At 41.0% G+C, this 14,438-nt stretch carries 17 protein-coding genes; 3 read left to right on the plus strand and 14 right to left on the minus strand.

What is annotated here, in order from left to right:
• Nucleotides 1-40 precede the first annotated feature (40 nt).
• The 8 genes from NOM01_RS04045 to NOM01_RS04080 all read right to left on the minus strand — a co-directional run bounded on the left by NOM01_RS04045 (nt 41) and on the right by NOM01_RS04080 (nt 6,108).
• Nucleotides 41-532: a cell wall elongation regulator TseB-like domain-containing protein gene (locus tag NOM01_RS04045; protein ID WP_255746595.1), complete on the minus strand. Its 492-nt coding sequence runs from the start codon at nt 530-532 to the stop codon at nt 41-43.
• A gap of 249 nt (nt 533-781) precedes the next feature.
• Nucleotides 782-1,165, minus strand: coding sequence for an aspartate 1-decarboxylase (gene panD, locus NOM01_RS04050; RefSeq protein ID WP_255746637.1), 384 nt, complete (start codon nt 1,163-1,165; stop codon nt 782-784).
• A gap of 4 nt (nt 1,166-1,169) precedes the next feature.
• Nucleotides 1,170-2,042, minus strand: a complete 873-nt coding sequence (panC, locus tag NOM01_RS04055; RefSeq protein WP_255746638.1) for a pantoate--beta-alanine ligase — start codon at nt 2,040-2,042, stop codon at nt 1,170-1,172.
• A 251-nt stretch (nt 2,043-2,293) separates the two neighbouring features.
• Nucleotides 2,294-3,289: a biotin--[acetyl-CoA-carboxylase] ligase gene (locus NOM01_RS04060; protein ID WP_255746596.1), complete on the minus strand. Its 996-nt coding sequence runs from the start codon at nt 3,287-3,289 to the stop codon at nt 2,294-2,296.
• Nucleotides 3,247-4,461, minus strand: coding sequence for a CCA tRNA nucleotidyltransferase (locus NOM01_RS04065; protein WP_255746597.1), 1,215 nt, complete (start codon nt 4,459-4,461; stop codon nt 3,247-3,249). Before NOM01_RS04065 ends, NOM01_RS04060 begins: the two co-directional genes overlap by 43 nt.
• Nucleotides 4,462-4,502: 41 nt before the next feature.
• The gene (mgsA, locus tag NOM01_RS04070) at nt 4,503-4,916 is read right to left on the minus strand and encodes a methylglyoxal synthase (protein WP_255746599.1); all 414 of its coding nucleotides are present in this window, start codon (nt 4,914-4,916) and stop codon (nt 4,503-4,505) included.
• A 35-nt stretch (nt 4,917-4,951) separates the two neighbouring features.
• Nucleotides 4,952-5,761 carry a 4-hydroxy-tetrahydrodipicolinate reductase gene (gene dapB / locus NOM01_RS04075; protein ID WP_255746601.1) on the minus strand — a complete coding sequence of 270 codons (810 nt, stop codon included), beginning with the start codon at nt 5,759-5,761 and terminating at the stop codon, nt 4,952-4,954.
• On the minus strand, nt 5,758-6,108 hold the full coding sequence (locus NOM01_RS04080) for a nucleotide pyrophosphohydrolase (protein WP_304654750.1): 351 nt from the start codon (nt 6,106-6,108) through the stop codon (nt 5,758-5,760). Before NOM01_RS04080 ends, dapB begins: the two co-directional genes overlap by 4 nt.
• 217 nt (nt 6,109-6,325) lie before the next feature.
• Between NOM01_RS04080 and NOM01_RS04085 the strand changes: the two genes are divergently transcribed.
• Nucleotides 6,326-7,234, plus strand: a complete 909-nt coding sequence (locus NOM01_RS04085; RefSeq protein ID WP_255746603.1) for a YitT family protein — start codon at nt 6,326-6,328, stop codon at nt 7,232-7,234.
• Nucleotides 7,235-7,402: 168 nt separating this feature from the next.
• Nucleotides 7,403-8,332, plus strand: coding sequence for an EamA family transporter RarD (gene rarD / locus NOM01_RS04090; RefSeq protein ID WP_255746605.1), 930 nt, complete (start codon nt 7,403-7,405; stop codon nt 8,330-8,332).
• A gap of 83 nt (nt 8,333-8,415) precedes the next feature.
• Here rarD and NOM01_RS04095 read toward each other — a convergent pair whose 3' ends face one another.
• The 3 genes from NOM01_RS04095 to NOM01_RS04105 form a co-directional block, all read right to left on the minus strand.
• Nucleotides 8,416-8,835 carry a ferritin-like domain-containing protein gene (locus NOM01_RS04095; protein ID WP_255746607.1) on the minus strand — a complete coding sequence of 140 codons (420 nt, stop codon included), beginning with the start codon at nt 8,833-8,835 and terminating at the stop codon, nt 8,416-8,418.
• Between the two features lie 111 nt (nt 8,836-8,946).
• A complete protein-coding gene (locus tag NOM01_RS04100) occupies nt 8,947-10,494 on the minus strand; it encodes an amidase family protein (protein ID WP_255746609.1) in 1,548 nt (515 codons plus the stop codon).
• Between the two features lie 227 nt (nt 10,495-10,721).
• A complete protein-coding gene (locus NOM01_RS04105; RefSeq protein ID WP_255746610.1) occupies nt 10,722-11,075 on the minus strand; it encodes a hypothetical protein in 354 nt (117 codons plus the stop codon).
• A 263-nt stretch (nt 11,076-11,338) separates the two neighbouring features.
• Between NOM01_RS04105 and NOM01_RS04110 the strand changes: the two genes are divergently transcribed.
• Nucleotides 11,339-11,614, plus strand: coding sequence for a GNAT family N-acetyltransferase (locus NOM01_RS04110; protein WP_255746612.1), 276 nt, complete (start codon nt 11,339-11,341; stop codon nt 11,612-11,614).
• 82 nt (nt 11,615-11,696) lie between these two features.
• Here the strand turns inward: NOM01_RS04110 and NOM01_RS04115 are convergent, their stop codons facing one another.
• From NOM01_RS04115 to NOM01_RS04125, 3 genes are all read right to left on the minus strand, one after another.
• Nucleotides 11,697-12,212, minus strand: a complete 516-nt coding sequence (locus NOM01_RS04115; protein WP_255746614.1) for a hypothetical protein — start codon at nt 12,210-12,212, stop codon at nt 11,697-11,699.
• Nucleotides 12,213-12,329: 117 nt separating this feature from the next.
• Nucleotides 12,330-13,313, minus strand: a complete 984-nt coding sequence (locus NOM01_RS04120) for a YeiH family protein (RefSeq protein WP_255746615.1) — start codon at nt 13,311-13,313, stop codon at nt 12,330-12,332.
• A gap of 302 nt (nt 13,314-13,615) precedes the next feature.
• A complete protein-coding gene (locus NOM01_RS04125; protein WP_255746617.1) occupies nt 13,616-13,909 on the minus strand; it encodes a hypothetical protein in 294 nt (97 codons plus the stop codon).
• Between the last annotated feature and the right edge of the window lie 529 nt (nt 13,910-14,438).

Genomic DNA, 14,438 nt, shown 5'->3' on the forward strand with positions numbered 1-14,438 from the left:
TGTTCCTCCCTTGACTGCTCACAAATTTATGAATGCCCTTTTAGAGACTCAAAATTCGTTGCGCTTCTTTGCCGTTATCAAAATAAAAAGATACATAATTATAGCTATTCTTTGAATTTAGGAAGGTAATTTCCCAAACAGGATTGCCTTTAATCGCACCGAGACGTACTGAAATGATTTTCTTTACATCGAGTCGCTGATCGGCTAATTTCTGCATCGCTTGTTTTTCAGTTATCCCCGAGCTGGCCGCTCGCTCGATGAACGGAGCTTTTTTCGGATGATCGGGTACCCAAATATACATCTTATTTCCATTCCTTTTTGCCTGAATGACTTGATAGGCATCGGTACCGTTAAATGACGTTACCGATTTAACATGGTCAAAAATGTACGACTGCTTTGCCTTTTTTAATGCGGTTGCAGCCGCTTGATTTTGATAGACGGTATTGCTTGAATAAAGTTTCCAGGCACCAATGCCGACGATGATCAGAATCGCAATTAATACAGTTATCAATACAGTTTTTACCGTTCTCAAAACATCACCTGAATCAGTTTATGTATCAGGCGGAGCCTGCATATGTGTAGTCTCCGCTTTAGTATAACGCCAGGAATATACTGTTCTCTCTTATCAAATTAAAGGGAGAAATATACTCCTCATATAGCTACATGCATATCTTTTTGAAAAAACAGTTTTAAAGGACTTTTCAACTGTTTTCACAGCAAATTAATCGTATCTATTCTTCCAATGAAATGCAAGCAAATTTATCTTGCTTAATGCTTTATTTTATAAAACTTCCATCGATTTTTCTTCATTTAATATTCTTTCAATTCGATTTTTTTTATCAAGCACAGCAACGATCGGCTTGAGCCTTTTCATTTCAGCGTCACTCATAAATGCATAAGCCATAATAATCAAAACATCGCCTTTTTGTGCATGCCGCGCCGCTGCTCCGTTCAAGCAAATGATGCCTGAATTTCTCGGACCGGGAATGACGTAGGTTTCAAGACGGGCACCGTTATTATTATTCACAACCTGAACTTTTTCATAAGGAAGCAAGTCAACTGCCTGAAGAAGTGTCTCATCAATGGTAATGCTGCCTACATAATTTAGATTTGCATCTGTGACTGTGGCACGATGTAATTTGCAGCGTAAAAAGGGACGCATCATCACTTTACGCCTCGCTTTCATCATGACCGCAGTCGATGGTTACGTTATCAATTAATCGAGCATTCGAGTAGCGCACAGCGATAGCAATAATGATTCTGCCATACATTTTATCCTTAACACGTGTCAACTCAGGATAATTCAGAACCTCAATATAATCGATTACTCCTAATTGCACATGTAATTCATAGTATCTGCGGACAGAAGCAATGATTTGGTCGAAATTTCTTTCGCCGTTACGAATTTTTTCAGACCCAACCTGAAGTCCCTTATATAATTCAGGTGCTTCTCTGCGCTCATTAGGGAGCAGCCGCACATTACGCGAACTTTTTGCGAGTCCATCCGTTTCGCGAATGATCGGGCAGGCTATTAATGTTATTGGAAAATGAAAGGATTTGATGAGACTGTGGACAATGGCTACTTGTTGTGCATCCTTCATGCCGAAATAAACATAATTCGGCTCAACGATTGTAAATAGCTTCGTAAGCACGGTGGCAACTCCATCAAAATGACCGGGTCTGCTTTTGCCGCATAGAACATCCGTTTTGTCATTGACTTTAACCGTAACTTGCTGTTCATTGGGATAAATGGTCTCCACTTCTGGGAGAAAAAGCACATTCACCCCGCAGGATTCAGCAAGCCGCACGTCTCTTTTATTGTCCTTTGGATAGTTATCGTAGTCATCGTTCTCGACGAATTGTGTGGGGTTGACAAACGAGCTTGCAATCACAACATCCGATGTCTCTGCCGCTTTTTTAAAAAGTGAAGCATGTCCTTCATGCAGATATCCCATCGTCGGGACAAATCCGATCGTTTTTCCCAGCTTCTTCTGATTCCTCACAAATTCTCTTAATGCCGCAGAATCGGCGAGCTGCAGCATTGAATGTGCTACATTCATTTTCGTTTCCTCCTCTTGTCCTTGAGGAGGCTTGGGTACGGAATTGAAAAAGGTAAACCCGCACCTCCGTCCATGTCCTTAATTGGATCATGGCAGACGTAATTAATCGATACTCGAACAGCCATGATCTACGTGCTGCTTTCTAAGAAATGCAGCCAGAATAAGATCCAACCGTCCGGCTCTATCATTATAGCAAAAAACTGATCGACTTTCGCCGATCGGTTCTGTTTTACTCATTCCCATTCAATGTCCGCAGAGTATACTTTTGCTAAGGTTCCATCCTTTTTCCGCAGAAGTAGTACACCCTCATTATTTATTCCGCTCGCTATTCCCTCTAATATGCGTCCTCCAGGTTGACGCACTTTAATTAATTTTCCCAAATTCAAAGCACGCTGCTCCCAGAGCGGGCGAATACTTTGAAACCCATTCTGAAGGTAAGTAGTATACAGCGTTTCAAAGAACTCAAAAAAATTTTGAATGAGTGGAGCAAGTTCATACCTTTTTCCCGTAATTGATTGGAGTGATCCGGCAACATGCTGCAATGGTTCCGGAAGGCTTGACGGATCGCCGTTTACATTGATGCCAATCCCAATGACGACCGCTTTTACATAGGTTGCTTCTGCCTGCAGCTCCGTTAAAATGCCCACAAGCTTTTTTCCATCATAAAGAATATCGTTCGGCCATTTAATACCGCAAGCGAGCCCAGTCACCTTTTCAATCACATCGGCTGCAGCAACAGCGGTGAGCAATGTTAACTGAGGTGTTTCTTCAATGGGAAGCCCAGGTCTCAGAATCATGCTCATTGCAATGTTTGTATTACGCTGAGATTGCCAAGTATGGCCAAGTCGTCCGCGCCCGTTCGTTTGTTCATTAGTCAAAACGACCGTTCCATCTTCAGCGCCTTCGTCGGCAAGCCGCAGTGCTTCCTTCTGTGTCGATCCTATGGATTCATAAAAACAGATCGTTCGGCCGAGCCGATTCGTTTTAAGACCCGCGGCGACCTCAGCCTCATTCAGTCCATCCGGAGATTGCATGAGCTTGTATCCCTTTTTTTGTACGGATTCAATGAGAAAGCCCTCTTCGAGAAGTGATTGAATATGCTTCCATACCGCAGTTCGGGAACAACCGATCAATTCTGATATCTTTTGACCGGATAAAAACTCCTCCTGGTGTTCATATAATAGAGTCAAGATTGCTTTTTTTGAGTGATTTGTCGGTTGTCGAACCAAGATCGAATCGCCTCCAACTCGTTATTAATGCGGCCGTTTACGACATCTCGCTCCAGATCTTGGATTGTTTTGGCAAGCCATGGTCCTGGTTTCGCTCCTGACCAGTCTATGAAATGATTGCCCGTTGCTGCAAGGCCTGCACGTGAATGAATGGGACAATTCTGCCACAGTGTTTCTGCCTTACACTGTTGATTGTCGAGTTCTTGCTCATCAACCTCACCCAATGCGACCATTATACGATTGACTGCCCTTGCATCACGGATACCTGCAAAATAAATGGATTCTTCATTCCATTCCTTATGCATCCGATGTTTTGTCCATTTGATCAATTGAAAAACATGACGTCTTTCATCATTTGACCACTTCCAATATTTAGAAAATGCCGGAACATCCTCAATACCTTGGTTGATCAAAAATGCTGCCCAACGCTCCTCATTTGTTTGAAGCGCCAAATAATGGACACGTGTAGCTTTTTCTTCGTCAGCATGATGAAGCATGGGCAGCACGTAAATACAATCTGTTTCGAAAAGGAGCCCAAGTGCCTGTATGACGCCTTTGCCCGCAAGCAATCGCGCCATTTCTTGATTGATCCGTTCAATTGAGATTTTCTTCAAGAGATCTGCTTTTTCACGAAAAGCTTGACGTTCTGTTTGGCCAAGCGTAAAACTGAGTTCAGAAGCAAATCGTATGCCGCGCATCATACGGAGCGGATCCTCAGTAATCCGTTCCTCCGCACGTCCAACAGTTCGAATCCGTTTCAATTCGATATCTTTCTTTCCTTCGAAAAGATCAATGATTTCACCATTTTGATCCATTGCCAAAGCATTAATCGTAAAATCACGCCGCATAAGATCTTTTTCAAGAGAAAGAACAAAATCAACTTGATTCGGGTGACGATAATCATCATAATCGGACTCCGAGCGAAAAGTTGTCACCTCGTAACTGCGACCATTGTGCAAAACTGCGACCGTCCCGTGGTCGATACCAATTGGAACCGTTCGTTTAAATAAAGAGACAACGTCAGCGGGATGCGCCGACGTTGCTACATCAACATCATGAATAGGACGGTTGAGCAGGTAATCACGCACTGCGCCGCCGACAACATAAGCTTCAAATCCATGATCTTGTAAGCGATCAAGAATAAAAGCTGCATCATTAAAAGGAAAAGTCAAAGGGGACACCCCATTTAATTAGTAGAATCAGCAAACGAGAATTATTTGTCATCCTGTTGCTGATGGATTAATTCACGCCAATGCATTTCTCCGCGCTTAAGCGCATGCATAAGCAGTTCAGCTGAAGCAAGATTAGTTGCTAAAGGAATTCGATAAACATCACTCAGCCTCAAGAGTGCGTTCACATCAGGTTCATGTGGCTGGGCAGTCAGGGGATCACGTAGAAAAATGACCATGTCCATATTATTGGCGGCAATCATTGCACCGATCTGTTGGTCTCCGCCTAGCGGGCCAGACTGGAAGCGATGTACCTTTAATCCAGTGGCTTCCATAATCTTTAATCCGGTTGTTCCCGTAGCATACAATTGATGCTGTCCAAGCAAAAACGAATAAGCAGTTGTAAATTCCACCATTTCGGGCTTCTTTTTGTCATGTGCAATTAATGCAATGTTCATGATTCTGCTCACTCCTTAACCGTTTCATGGTTGGTTTAGTCGAGAATATTTTCGAGTCCATAGACAAGCGTTTCGAGATCCATGACCGTTGTTGCGGCGTAATGCACACCAGTCATAAACGATGCTCGATCCATAGAATCATGGCGTAATGTCAATAATTCTCCCTTTCCTCCGAAAAGTACTTCTTGATGTGCAATTAATCCGGGCAGTCGTACACTGTGGATGCGCATGCCTTCATAGTCCGCACCGCGTGCGCCGGGAAGTGTTTCTTTCTCATCTGGTGCACCCTGTTTCTTAGCCGTACGCGTCTTTGTCATTAATTCGGCTGTTTTAATTGCGGTACCTGAAGGCGCGTCTTTTTTCTTGTCGTGATGCAGTTCAATAATCTCTGCATCTGGAAAATATTTTGCCGCCATTTGGCTAAATTTCATGACCAGAACAGCACCAATGGCAAAATTAGGTGCTATGATGCCGCCAAGTTTTTTCTCATCCATCTGTCTTCGATAGCTTTCTACCTCATCATTTGTAAATCCAGAAGTGCCGATCACCGGACGAACGCCATAGTCGATTGCTTTTTGCAAATTATGTTTGCCCGATTCCGGATTCGTAAAGTCGATCAGTACATCAATATTCTCATTAGAGAAACATGCATCAATATCCGTGTACACACGGCCCTCCAATCCGACAATTCCTGTTACATCTGCAACTTGCTCTCCATCATGGCCGTGGTCAACAGCAGCCACCAATTTAAGTTCTGAAGCCTGAGCAATCATACGAATCGTTTCCGAACCCATGCGGCCTCTCGGTCCGGCAACAGCCACTCGAATTTCTTTATTTTCTGTCACTGTTCATTCATCCCTTCGTCCGTTTTTCTCGTCCACCGGTCTTTATCCCTGGTTTGAAATTTATCCAGTACAGTTGTTAAAGCCTGTCCTAAATCAATATGTAAGCTGTTCGCCATGCAGATCACAACAAACAGAAGATCACCAAGTTCCTCTTCCACCGTCTTTTCTGCTTCGGTCGGTTTTTTCTTTTTCTCACCATAATAATGATTGACTTCTCTTGCCAGCTCACCCAATTCCTCAGTGAGACGTGCAGTTAATGCAAGCGGAGAAAAATAGCCTTCTTTGAATTGCCCAATATACGCATCAACTTCTTTTTGTAAGTGTTCCAAAGTCTTTTGTTCGCTCAAATGTATTCACCCCTGCTTCTCTTTTCCTATTTTAACGGAATTTCGGCAAGAAGCCAAAATCTAAAACGAATTTCAGTTGGATTATACCATTGTTTTCCTGTTGAGAAAATGGGGAGCATATGATGTTCACTGTTTTGTACACGGAGACATATTGAAGTATCACCAAGTAAACCGTATGATATAGATTGCGATGTAATACGGAAAGGTTGTGTGCATGATGAAACTGAATCTTAAAACAAAGAATATATTATTTATTTTACTTGGCGCAGCCATCTATGCTTTTGGGCTTGTCAACTTTAATATGAAAAATATGCTGGCTGAAGGCGGCGTTACTGGTCTGACCCTTATATTATATAATTTGATGTCCATCGATCCGGCAATTAGCAATATTGTATTAAATATTCCGTTGTTCTTCGCGGGTTGGCGATTCTTCAGGCGTAACGAATTCATCTATACGCTGATAGGTACATTCTCGCTCTCATTCTTTCTTTTGGTATTTCAGCATTGGATAACGTTTGACTTCTCGTTGCGTCACGATTTATTTCTTGCCGCACTCTTTGCTGGTGCTTTTATCGGCGGAGGACTCGGTATTATTTTTAGGTATGGAGGAACAACCGGAGGTTCCGATATTGTTGCACGTATTACGCATAAAAAATTTGGATGGGCAATGAGTAAGACAATGCTCGTCATCGATGCAGCAGTAATCGTACTTTCACTTTGCTATTTAGATTACAGGCAAATGATGTACACCTTAGTCGGCGTTTTCGTTGGAGCAAAAATGATTGATATGATTCAAAAGGGGGCTTATTCAGCGAAAGCAATCATGATTTTTTCTAAGAAGAGCGATCTTCTGGCCAGCCAAATTATCAAATTGCTTGACCGAAGTGTAACCCTTATGGATGGAAAAGGCGGCTATACCGGAAGAAAAATGAACGTGCTCTACTGCGTTGTCAGTCGGAATGAGGTCTTCCGCCTTAAGAGCTTGATACATGAGTTCGACCCGGATGCATTTGTTACAGTTAACGATGTCCATGAAGTGTTTGGCGAAGGATTCGCGCAAAATGATGTTGGACCGGCAAAATTCACAGAGAAACTGCCGATAAAAGATAAGATAGACAATCCATAAGTAATTAGGTTAGGGTTATCTATTTCTCATTTGAGCAGACCTCTAGTCAACAACGAAAAAAGTCGATAAAATATAAAGATGCTTTGTTAGGTGTGCATGATGATCTGAATTATTTTAGAAGGGAAGTGAGGGTTCAGCAATAGCTTCGGCTTTCTGCTCAACAATTTTATGAATAATCGAGAAACTAAGATAGGCGCCATTTACACGTTATCGGCATATTTCATGTGGGGGCTGTTTCCTTTGTATTGGATACCCATCCACCAAATACCTGCTTTAGAAATTTTAGCACACCGCATTTTCTGGTCTTTGATCTTCATGCTCTTATTGCTCGCTGTTACACATTCATTTGGACGTTTTAAGATACAACTTAGGAAGCTATCCGTAAATCCTAAACTATTGCTCTTTGTTTTTGTCGCTTCTGTGTTGATTACGATTAATTGGCTTGTCTATATATGGGCTGTAAATAATGGTCATGTCATTGAATCCAGCATGGGGTATTACATTAATCCATTGATCAGCATCCTTCTCGGTATTATTTTCCTTAAAGAAAGACTGACTATATGGCAATTAGTCGCTTTTTTACTCGCTGCTGCAGGTGTGGTGATTCAGACAGCAAATTTTGGCCAAGTTCCTTGGATTGCCTTAACACTGGCTTTATCATTCGGTTTTTATGGACTCGCAAAAAAAATGATTCATATTGCACCATCATTGGAATTGACGTTCGAAACCCTGTTCATCGTTCCGGCAGCACTCATCTATCTTGTTTATCTTCAACAATCCGGATCGGCTGCCTTTGGCACTGGAACATGGCTGACGACTGCTCTTCTAATTGGAACCGGTATTGTAACAGCCGTACCGCTTCTTTTCTTTGCAGAAGGCGCTCAGCGAATATCATTAACCATGGTAGGATTCTTTCAATACATTACACCAACGATGCAATTAATTATTGGTGTCGTAGTGTATAAAGAGTCATTTCATTTTATTCAGTTTCTATCGTTTTCATTCATTTGGCTCGGATTACTTGTTTTTACAGTATCAGCAACACTCCATGCTCGGAGATCACCTGTACTTCTGCAAACATCTTCAGCAAAAAGATAAATTCGGAGAATCAAAAAACATCGCCGCTCAATCTCATGGCGATATTTTTTTCACCTACTAATTTATTTTCTTTGGATCCGCGACTACTTATAGAGAAGGTAAAAATATTGAAGCCAGGCTGCATGTCGTTGTTCATCAAGTGCAGCACTGTAAAAACGTGTGCGCAGATCTGCATCTGAGATTGTATCGCCTGCTTTTCTATAGAATTCAGCATTATTCAATTCTTGTTCAATACAATGACGCAATCCTTCAAGATAAGTAGTTGGCTGCCGATCTCCGGTACCCCATTCAATCTGCGGCTTTTCACCGCTCAATAATTCATAGATTGTACAAAATCCTTCTTCGATTCTCACTTCATCATTTTGAAGCGTGAGCAGTTCCTGGCGCTCTCGTTTTGTTTTCGCCTCGTCCAAAAGCACTTTAATGCAAGAACCCATAAAATGAGCGCGTTGAACTGCTGAACGCACCTGATTCATCGTTTGCATGCCTTCTCCCTTTGACATAACATAACCTCCTCATCCAGCCCACTTATGTATATTCGCGAATAAAAAAAAGGTGCCCAATAAAAATCGAGCACCTGTGCGGACATAAATTTCAAAGGTTTTGCCTGCCAATTATAACGTTGGTTTCACGCGATGTTGCGTTGCCTGTTCAAATGAAAAAGCGAGTTCAATTAATCTCGGTTCACTATACGCCATACCGACAAAGGTAATACCTATCGGTTCGCCTTTTGCTGTATAGCCCGCTGGGACCGTGATGGATGGGTAACCGGCTTTTGCTGCAATATCCGATCCTTGATAATCAGCAAAAATCAGTGCGTCCAATTTCCGTGTTTTAACCACTGCATCAATGCCTTCCTTGCGTGAAAGGCGCAAATCCTCCGCACGATCAGACAGATACTGACGTTCTCCTAAATCACCGCTGAGTTCGTCTGCTCTTTCAAGTATTGTTTGCCCATACTTCAATGCCTCATCTGAATGTTCATTATTATATGCAATGAGTTCAGAGATGCTATGAACGGGTACGTCATCGGAAAGCTTCTCAAGATATTGATTCATGTCATAGGCGAATTCTCGAATCATGACTGAAGATTTGCGTTCTTCTAGTGTGTCTGTTGCTGGAATAATCGCCGGATCAACAATTACTGCTCCTTTTTCACGCATTAAGTCAAGGGCATTATTTATAATTTCTGCCTTTTCGTCGCTAACCGAATCCAAATAACGTCGATCAATCCCTAATCGAGCATTCTTCAATTCGCCTCGTTTCAAGAATACCGAATAATCCTTCGCAACATCACCTTGACTCCAGATTGTTTCCTCATCTTCTTCATCGATGCCTGTAATGACATTTAGGAGAAGTACAGCATCTTGAACGGTCCTTGCTATGGGACCGGCCGTATCCTGACTGTGAGAGATCGGCACAATTCCGCTGCGACTGACAAGACCAATCGTTGGTTTAATTCCGACCACCGAATTATAGGCGGCAGGACAAATAATTGAACCTGATGTCTCTGTACCTATACCGACTGCTGCCAAATTTGCGGCAACTGCCGAGGCTGTCCCGCTGCTCGAACCTCCTACATCAAAAGCAGCACCATAAGGATTTCGGACTTGTCCACCTAAAGAGCTGTAGCCGTTAGGCATGCCTTCAGTAATGAAGTTAGCAAACTCAGTCAAATTTGCCTTTCCGAGAATAATGGCACCAGCTTTTTTCAACTGTTTAATAACAAAGGCATCCTCTGAAGCATGATTTGTTTTAAGCGCAACAGAACCTGCCGTTGTGTGCATTTTCCCTGAAGTACTCACATTGTCCTTAACGATGACCGGGATTCCAAATAATGGTCCGACGTCAGGAGTTACCGTTCTTTTGACATCGCATGCCTCAGCTTCGTGCAAGGCGTCCGAATTCAATTCTAATACTGAATTAAGCATCGGCCCTTTCTTATCAAACAGATCAATGCGGTCAAGATACATTTGGACAAGATCCTTAGAAGTAACTTGTCCCAGTTTCAACGCTTTTTGCATTCCTGTTAAAGTCATTTCTTCAATTTCAAATGGCTTACGCTTCGCTGCTTCCTGCCGCAAGTACATACCTGCAGTAACTGCAGCGGCGGCAGCTCCTGTCAGTGCGGCGGCAAATGCAAATTTCTTTTTTTTAGACATTAGATTCACTCCATTGATCAAATTCGTTGCAATGATGCAAATTGTGGCGACAAATTTAATCTAATCTTACCGTTTAGAAAAGAAACATGCAAATAGCTTAATGGTTCATCTAATAACGCGTTTTTAACATAGTAATCATGTAATAGCGTCAATTGTTTTTCAAACAAAAAAAAACGAACTTAAGAAAATCTTAAGCTCGCCATGAAACATTATAAACATTACTCTGATCAAACTGGGCGATTTCCACATCCGCAGCTGTCATTGTCATCATCGTTGTCATCAAAATCAAAACGTGGACCAAATGATTTAACTGCGACAACGTCGTCCAGACAAATATCTATTGTGGAAATCTTATGTTTCCCACAATCAAATAGCGTCAGAACATTTTTTGAAACACCTGCAAAGAAACCTTCTACTGGACGAGAGCTCTTCAAAAACACCTTGATAAAGTCATTTTTAGAGACACCTTCCAGCAAATCTTGACCATTGCACCCTCTGTCATACTGATTGCCAGAGTTGTTGCTTCCATTACTACAACCGCAACTGGATTGCTGACCATAAACAAAATTGTTCCAACCCATCAATAACTCCTCCTTGATTGTTTATTGAGCTTACATGAATAGCGTATGAAATAGAGCTCTTATGGTCATGGACAGAGTATCCGGTTCATGTGTACATTTTTCTAATGAATGGATGGTCAAAAATAAAGAGTTAGATTCTGCATCCGTTCCATTTGATAAACCGTTTACATTTGTGTTTAAATGAAAAAGAGGATCATTTAGATTACATGCAGTTAGGATGACTTGTGAAGTGATCACAATAGAAATAGAATCGAGGAATGATTATGGAATTAAAAGAGGGAAAAAATCGCTTTTACATGGTTGACAGCAATGACGAAATTGGTGAAGTGACTTTTACTGAGGATTATCCTTCCGTTCTAAGCATTAACCATACGTTTGTTAACCCGAAATACAGAGGACAACACATTGCGAAACAGTTGATCCAAGCCGTTGTCGATCGGGCAGTTTCTGAACACAAATTGATTTTGCCAATTTGTTCGTATGCTAAGGCTTCATTTGAGCGAAATCCAGAGTACCAAAAAATTCAATATAGGCCTTAATAAATCAAAAATAGGTGAAATTCCTCATTTAATGACGTGTATAAAAAGGCAGATGTGCATGTTGCACATCTGCCTTTTTCAATTAATAGCCGAGCAGTTTCGCTACCAAACCCTTTTTATGTCTCTTTGCTTCAGTAGCTTCCCTCAATCGCATCATCAGTTGTTTATCTCGAAGTTCTATCCTTCTCTCAAACTCACTACCGAAATTTTCTATAACTCGATCAGCAGCTTGTTTTGCTGCAGAAGCTGCGACTTCTTCGATCATTGCATGCATCTCGTCAGAAGCTAAGGTAACTACATCATGTTCCGAAACGAGATCATGCGCAACATTAGCAGGAAGATGGGACAAATCTTTTTTACCGCAAATCGTTTGAGCTGCATCATCAATCGTAAGACCATTTTTCACCTGTTCCAGCAATTGTTTTATCGTACCTAGATCCTCTTGAAAATAGATTCTTTGATTACTTTTATTTCTCGTGAATAAATATCCATATTTCTCCAGAGCCATTGTCAAATGTCTGAGTTTGTTCTTCGTAATCTCCAATTTCTCAGAGGCTAGCTTTGTAAAATAACCGATTGAGTCTTCGTCCGCACGCATGGGAAGTCCCTCCGAATCTTTGTAAGTATAAGCTACTTATACATACCTTACACATTCATAGGGCAGATTCCTACTTAATAAAAAAATTTCGATCAAATACTTATCGACGACTTTTACTTATAGAAGCCAATATTGGACAAAAATCGAGACCACAGCAAGCACAAACCAGCAAATCAGACCCAGTAGAATAGGGCGGATTCCATTTTTAAGCAGTTTCACCAAATTTGTATTTAACCCGATACATACCATGGCCATAACGATCATGTATTTACCCACGTTTACAAGCAAATGAAACAATGCCTGCGGAAATGGTATAAACGTGCTGATTACTGAAGCAACAGCAAACCAAATAACAAACCATGGGAAAATTTTTGAAAATCGATAGGTACCTGATTGCCCCTTTCCATTGCGTGCAAAGATAAAAGCAAGTGCCAATGTTACAGGTATAATCATCAATGTGCGTGTCAACTTAACAATGACCGCGAGATTTCCTGCTTCATGACTGAATGTGTATCCGGCGGCAACGACAGATGATGTATCATTGATGGCCGTACCCGCCCAAAGACCAAATTGATGATCACTCATTCCAAACAAATGACCCAGAAATGGAAATAGAAACGCAGCAATTACATTGAATAAAAAGATCGTCGAAATCGAGTGTGCAACTTCTTCGTCTTTTGCGTGAATAACCGGAGCAGTTGCAGCGATCGCGGAACCGCCACATATCGCTGTTCCGACGCCGATCAATGTTGTTGTTCTACTCTCCGTTTTCAACAATTTTCCGGCGATATATGCCGTTAAAAAAGCCGCTGTTAAAGTAAAAATCATTAAGAGCAGCGTTTGTCCGCCTGCTCTGATAATATTGAAGAGATTCAGACCAAAGCCCATCAAAATGATCGAATATTGTAGAACTTTCTTGCCCGTAAATGCAACACCTGTATTTAATAAGACAGGTTTTTTCCAAAATGAAAGAATGATTCCGAGCAAAATACCCAGTACCGGACTCCCGATAATGGGCAGATAAAGACCGACCAGCCAAGCTGGGAGAGCAAGAATTGCCGCGAGTGCAATTCCCGGCAATTTGGATGTAAATGAATTCAAAACAGTTCCTCCTCATGTTTCTGCTTCACATTAAATAATCTTTATGTAGAACATCCGACTTGCACGATTGAGCAGATAATCAGCATTAAGTTTACATAAATTTATTTCTGTTTTTTTGCTGCAAGTATCATCTACTTTATCTAAGCAAGAGAACAATTTCATTATTTTACATTTTTCCATGCGATCTGTAAACTTCTTACATCACATTACAATGACTTACTTTATTTCATTAATCATAAGCACAAAATGTTATTGTTTCTTAACTGAAAAATATCAAAGAAATAAAGTATTTTGTTAAATTATCAAACGATCGGTGCAATAACGATCAAAAAAATTGCAATAATAATCAAAGTACGTGTTTGCCACTCTGGAAGACTGCGACGCTGCCTGCCAAGGAAAAATCCATTGAATTGAAGCCTATTTCGATACAGGACAAAGATAAACATTAATGTCGCCAAGAATACGAGCAGATAGCCCCAACCGCCAACCGATAAATGCATCAAATGATAAATCAAGACGATGCCGGACGAAACCAGTGAACCGAAAATAGCAACGAGCAGAAGAACACGGAATAATTCTAAAGGGCCTCTTATCATGTACCTCATCCTCTTTTATCAAGTTGAATATTTAATTCAACTTTCGATTTGTTTTACGGATAGAGTAAGCCAATCTAAACACCAGTGAATACGCAATACACGCAGGATCCTAAATGGACTCGCCTTCTCCCGCCAGTCTGCATCTTTCGGCTCGTTTCATTTTATTAATCTTTATTCAAACTATTACCTAACCTTTATGTCGGTTTTAAAATTATACTTATTTTCTTATTTGCCTTTTTGAGAATCGGTTAATAATGTAATCTTTTGTAAACAGCAACGTGGCAAAGAGCAGCAAAAAAGCCACCGCTTTGGTACGTATATGTATATAGAGCATAGGTGGTCTCGTATGGAGCATTCTTACAAAATAGAATAAAAAAATAGAGAAAAAGAGGATTGTCAATGAATCAAGTATTTTCTTCAATCCTTGTGCCCTTTTTTTAAGCATATAAATGCCTCCCGAATTAAATTAATTATAGTACTTTAAGTGGCACAAAAATGCAGTTATAAATAAAGTTTCATTTATTTAACG

This window comes from Sporolactobacillus sp. STSJ-5 (assembly GCF_024385605.1).
GTDB lineage: Bacteria > Bacillota > Bacilli > Bacillales > Sporolactobacillaceae > Sporolactobacillus.

What these genes read in the sequence shown, in the direction of transcription:
- panD (WP_255746637.1), bottom strand. Translation starts at nt 1,165, where the DNA reads ATGATGCGTCCCTTTTTACGCTGCAAATTACATCGTGCCACAGTCACA.
- panC (WP_255746638.1), bottom strand. Translation starts at nt 2,042, where the DNA reads ATGCTGCAGCTCGCCGATTCTGCGGCATTAAGAGAATTTGTGAGGAAT.
- mgsA (WP_255746599.1), bottom strand. Translation starts at nt 4,916, where the DNA reads ATGAACATTGCATTAATTGCACATGACAAAAAGAAGCCCGAAATGGTG.
- NOM01_RS04085 (WP_255746603.1), top strand. Translation starts at nt 6,326, where the DNA reads ATGAAACTGAATCTTAAAACAAAGAATATATTATTTATTTTACTTGGC.
- rarD (WP_255746605.1), top strand. Translation starts at nt 7,403, where the DNA reads ATGAATAATCGAGAAACTAAGATAGGCGCCATTTACACGTTATCGGCA.
- NOM01_RS04095 (WP_255746607.1), bottom strand. Translation starts at nt 8,835, where the DNA reads ATGTCAAAGGGAGAAGGCATGCAAACGATGAATCAGGTGCGTTCAGCA.
- NOM01_RS04100 (WP_255746609.1), bottom strand. Translation starts at nt 10,494, where the DNA reads ATGTCTAAAAAAAAGAAATTTGCATTTGCCGCCGCACTGACAGGAGCT.
- NOM01_RS04105 (WP_255746610.1), bottom strand. Translation starts at nt 11,075, where the DNA reads ATGGGTTGGAACAATTTTGTTTATGGTCAGCAATCCAGTTGCGGTTGT.
- NOM01_RS04110 (WP_255746612.1), top strand. Translation starts at nt 11,339, where the DNA reads ATGGAATTAAAAGAGGGAAAAAATCGCTTTTACATGGTTGACAGCAAT.
- NOM01_RS04115 (WP_255746614.1), bottom strand. Translation starts at nt 12,212, where the DNA reads ATGCGTGCGGACGAAGACTCAATCGGTTATTTTACAAAGCTAGCCTCT.
- NOM01_RS04125 (WP_255746617.1), bottom strand. Translation starts at nt 13,909, where the DNA reads ATGATAAGAGGCCCTTTAGAATTATTCCGTGTTCTTCTGCTCGTTGCT.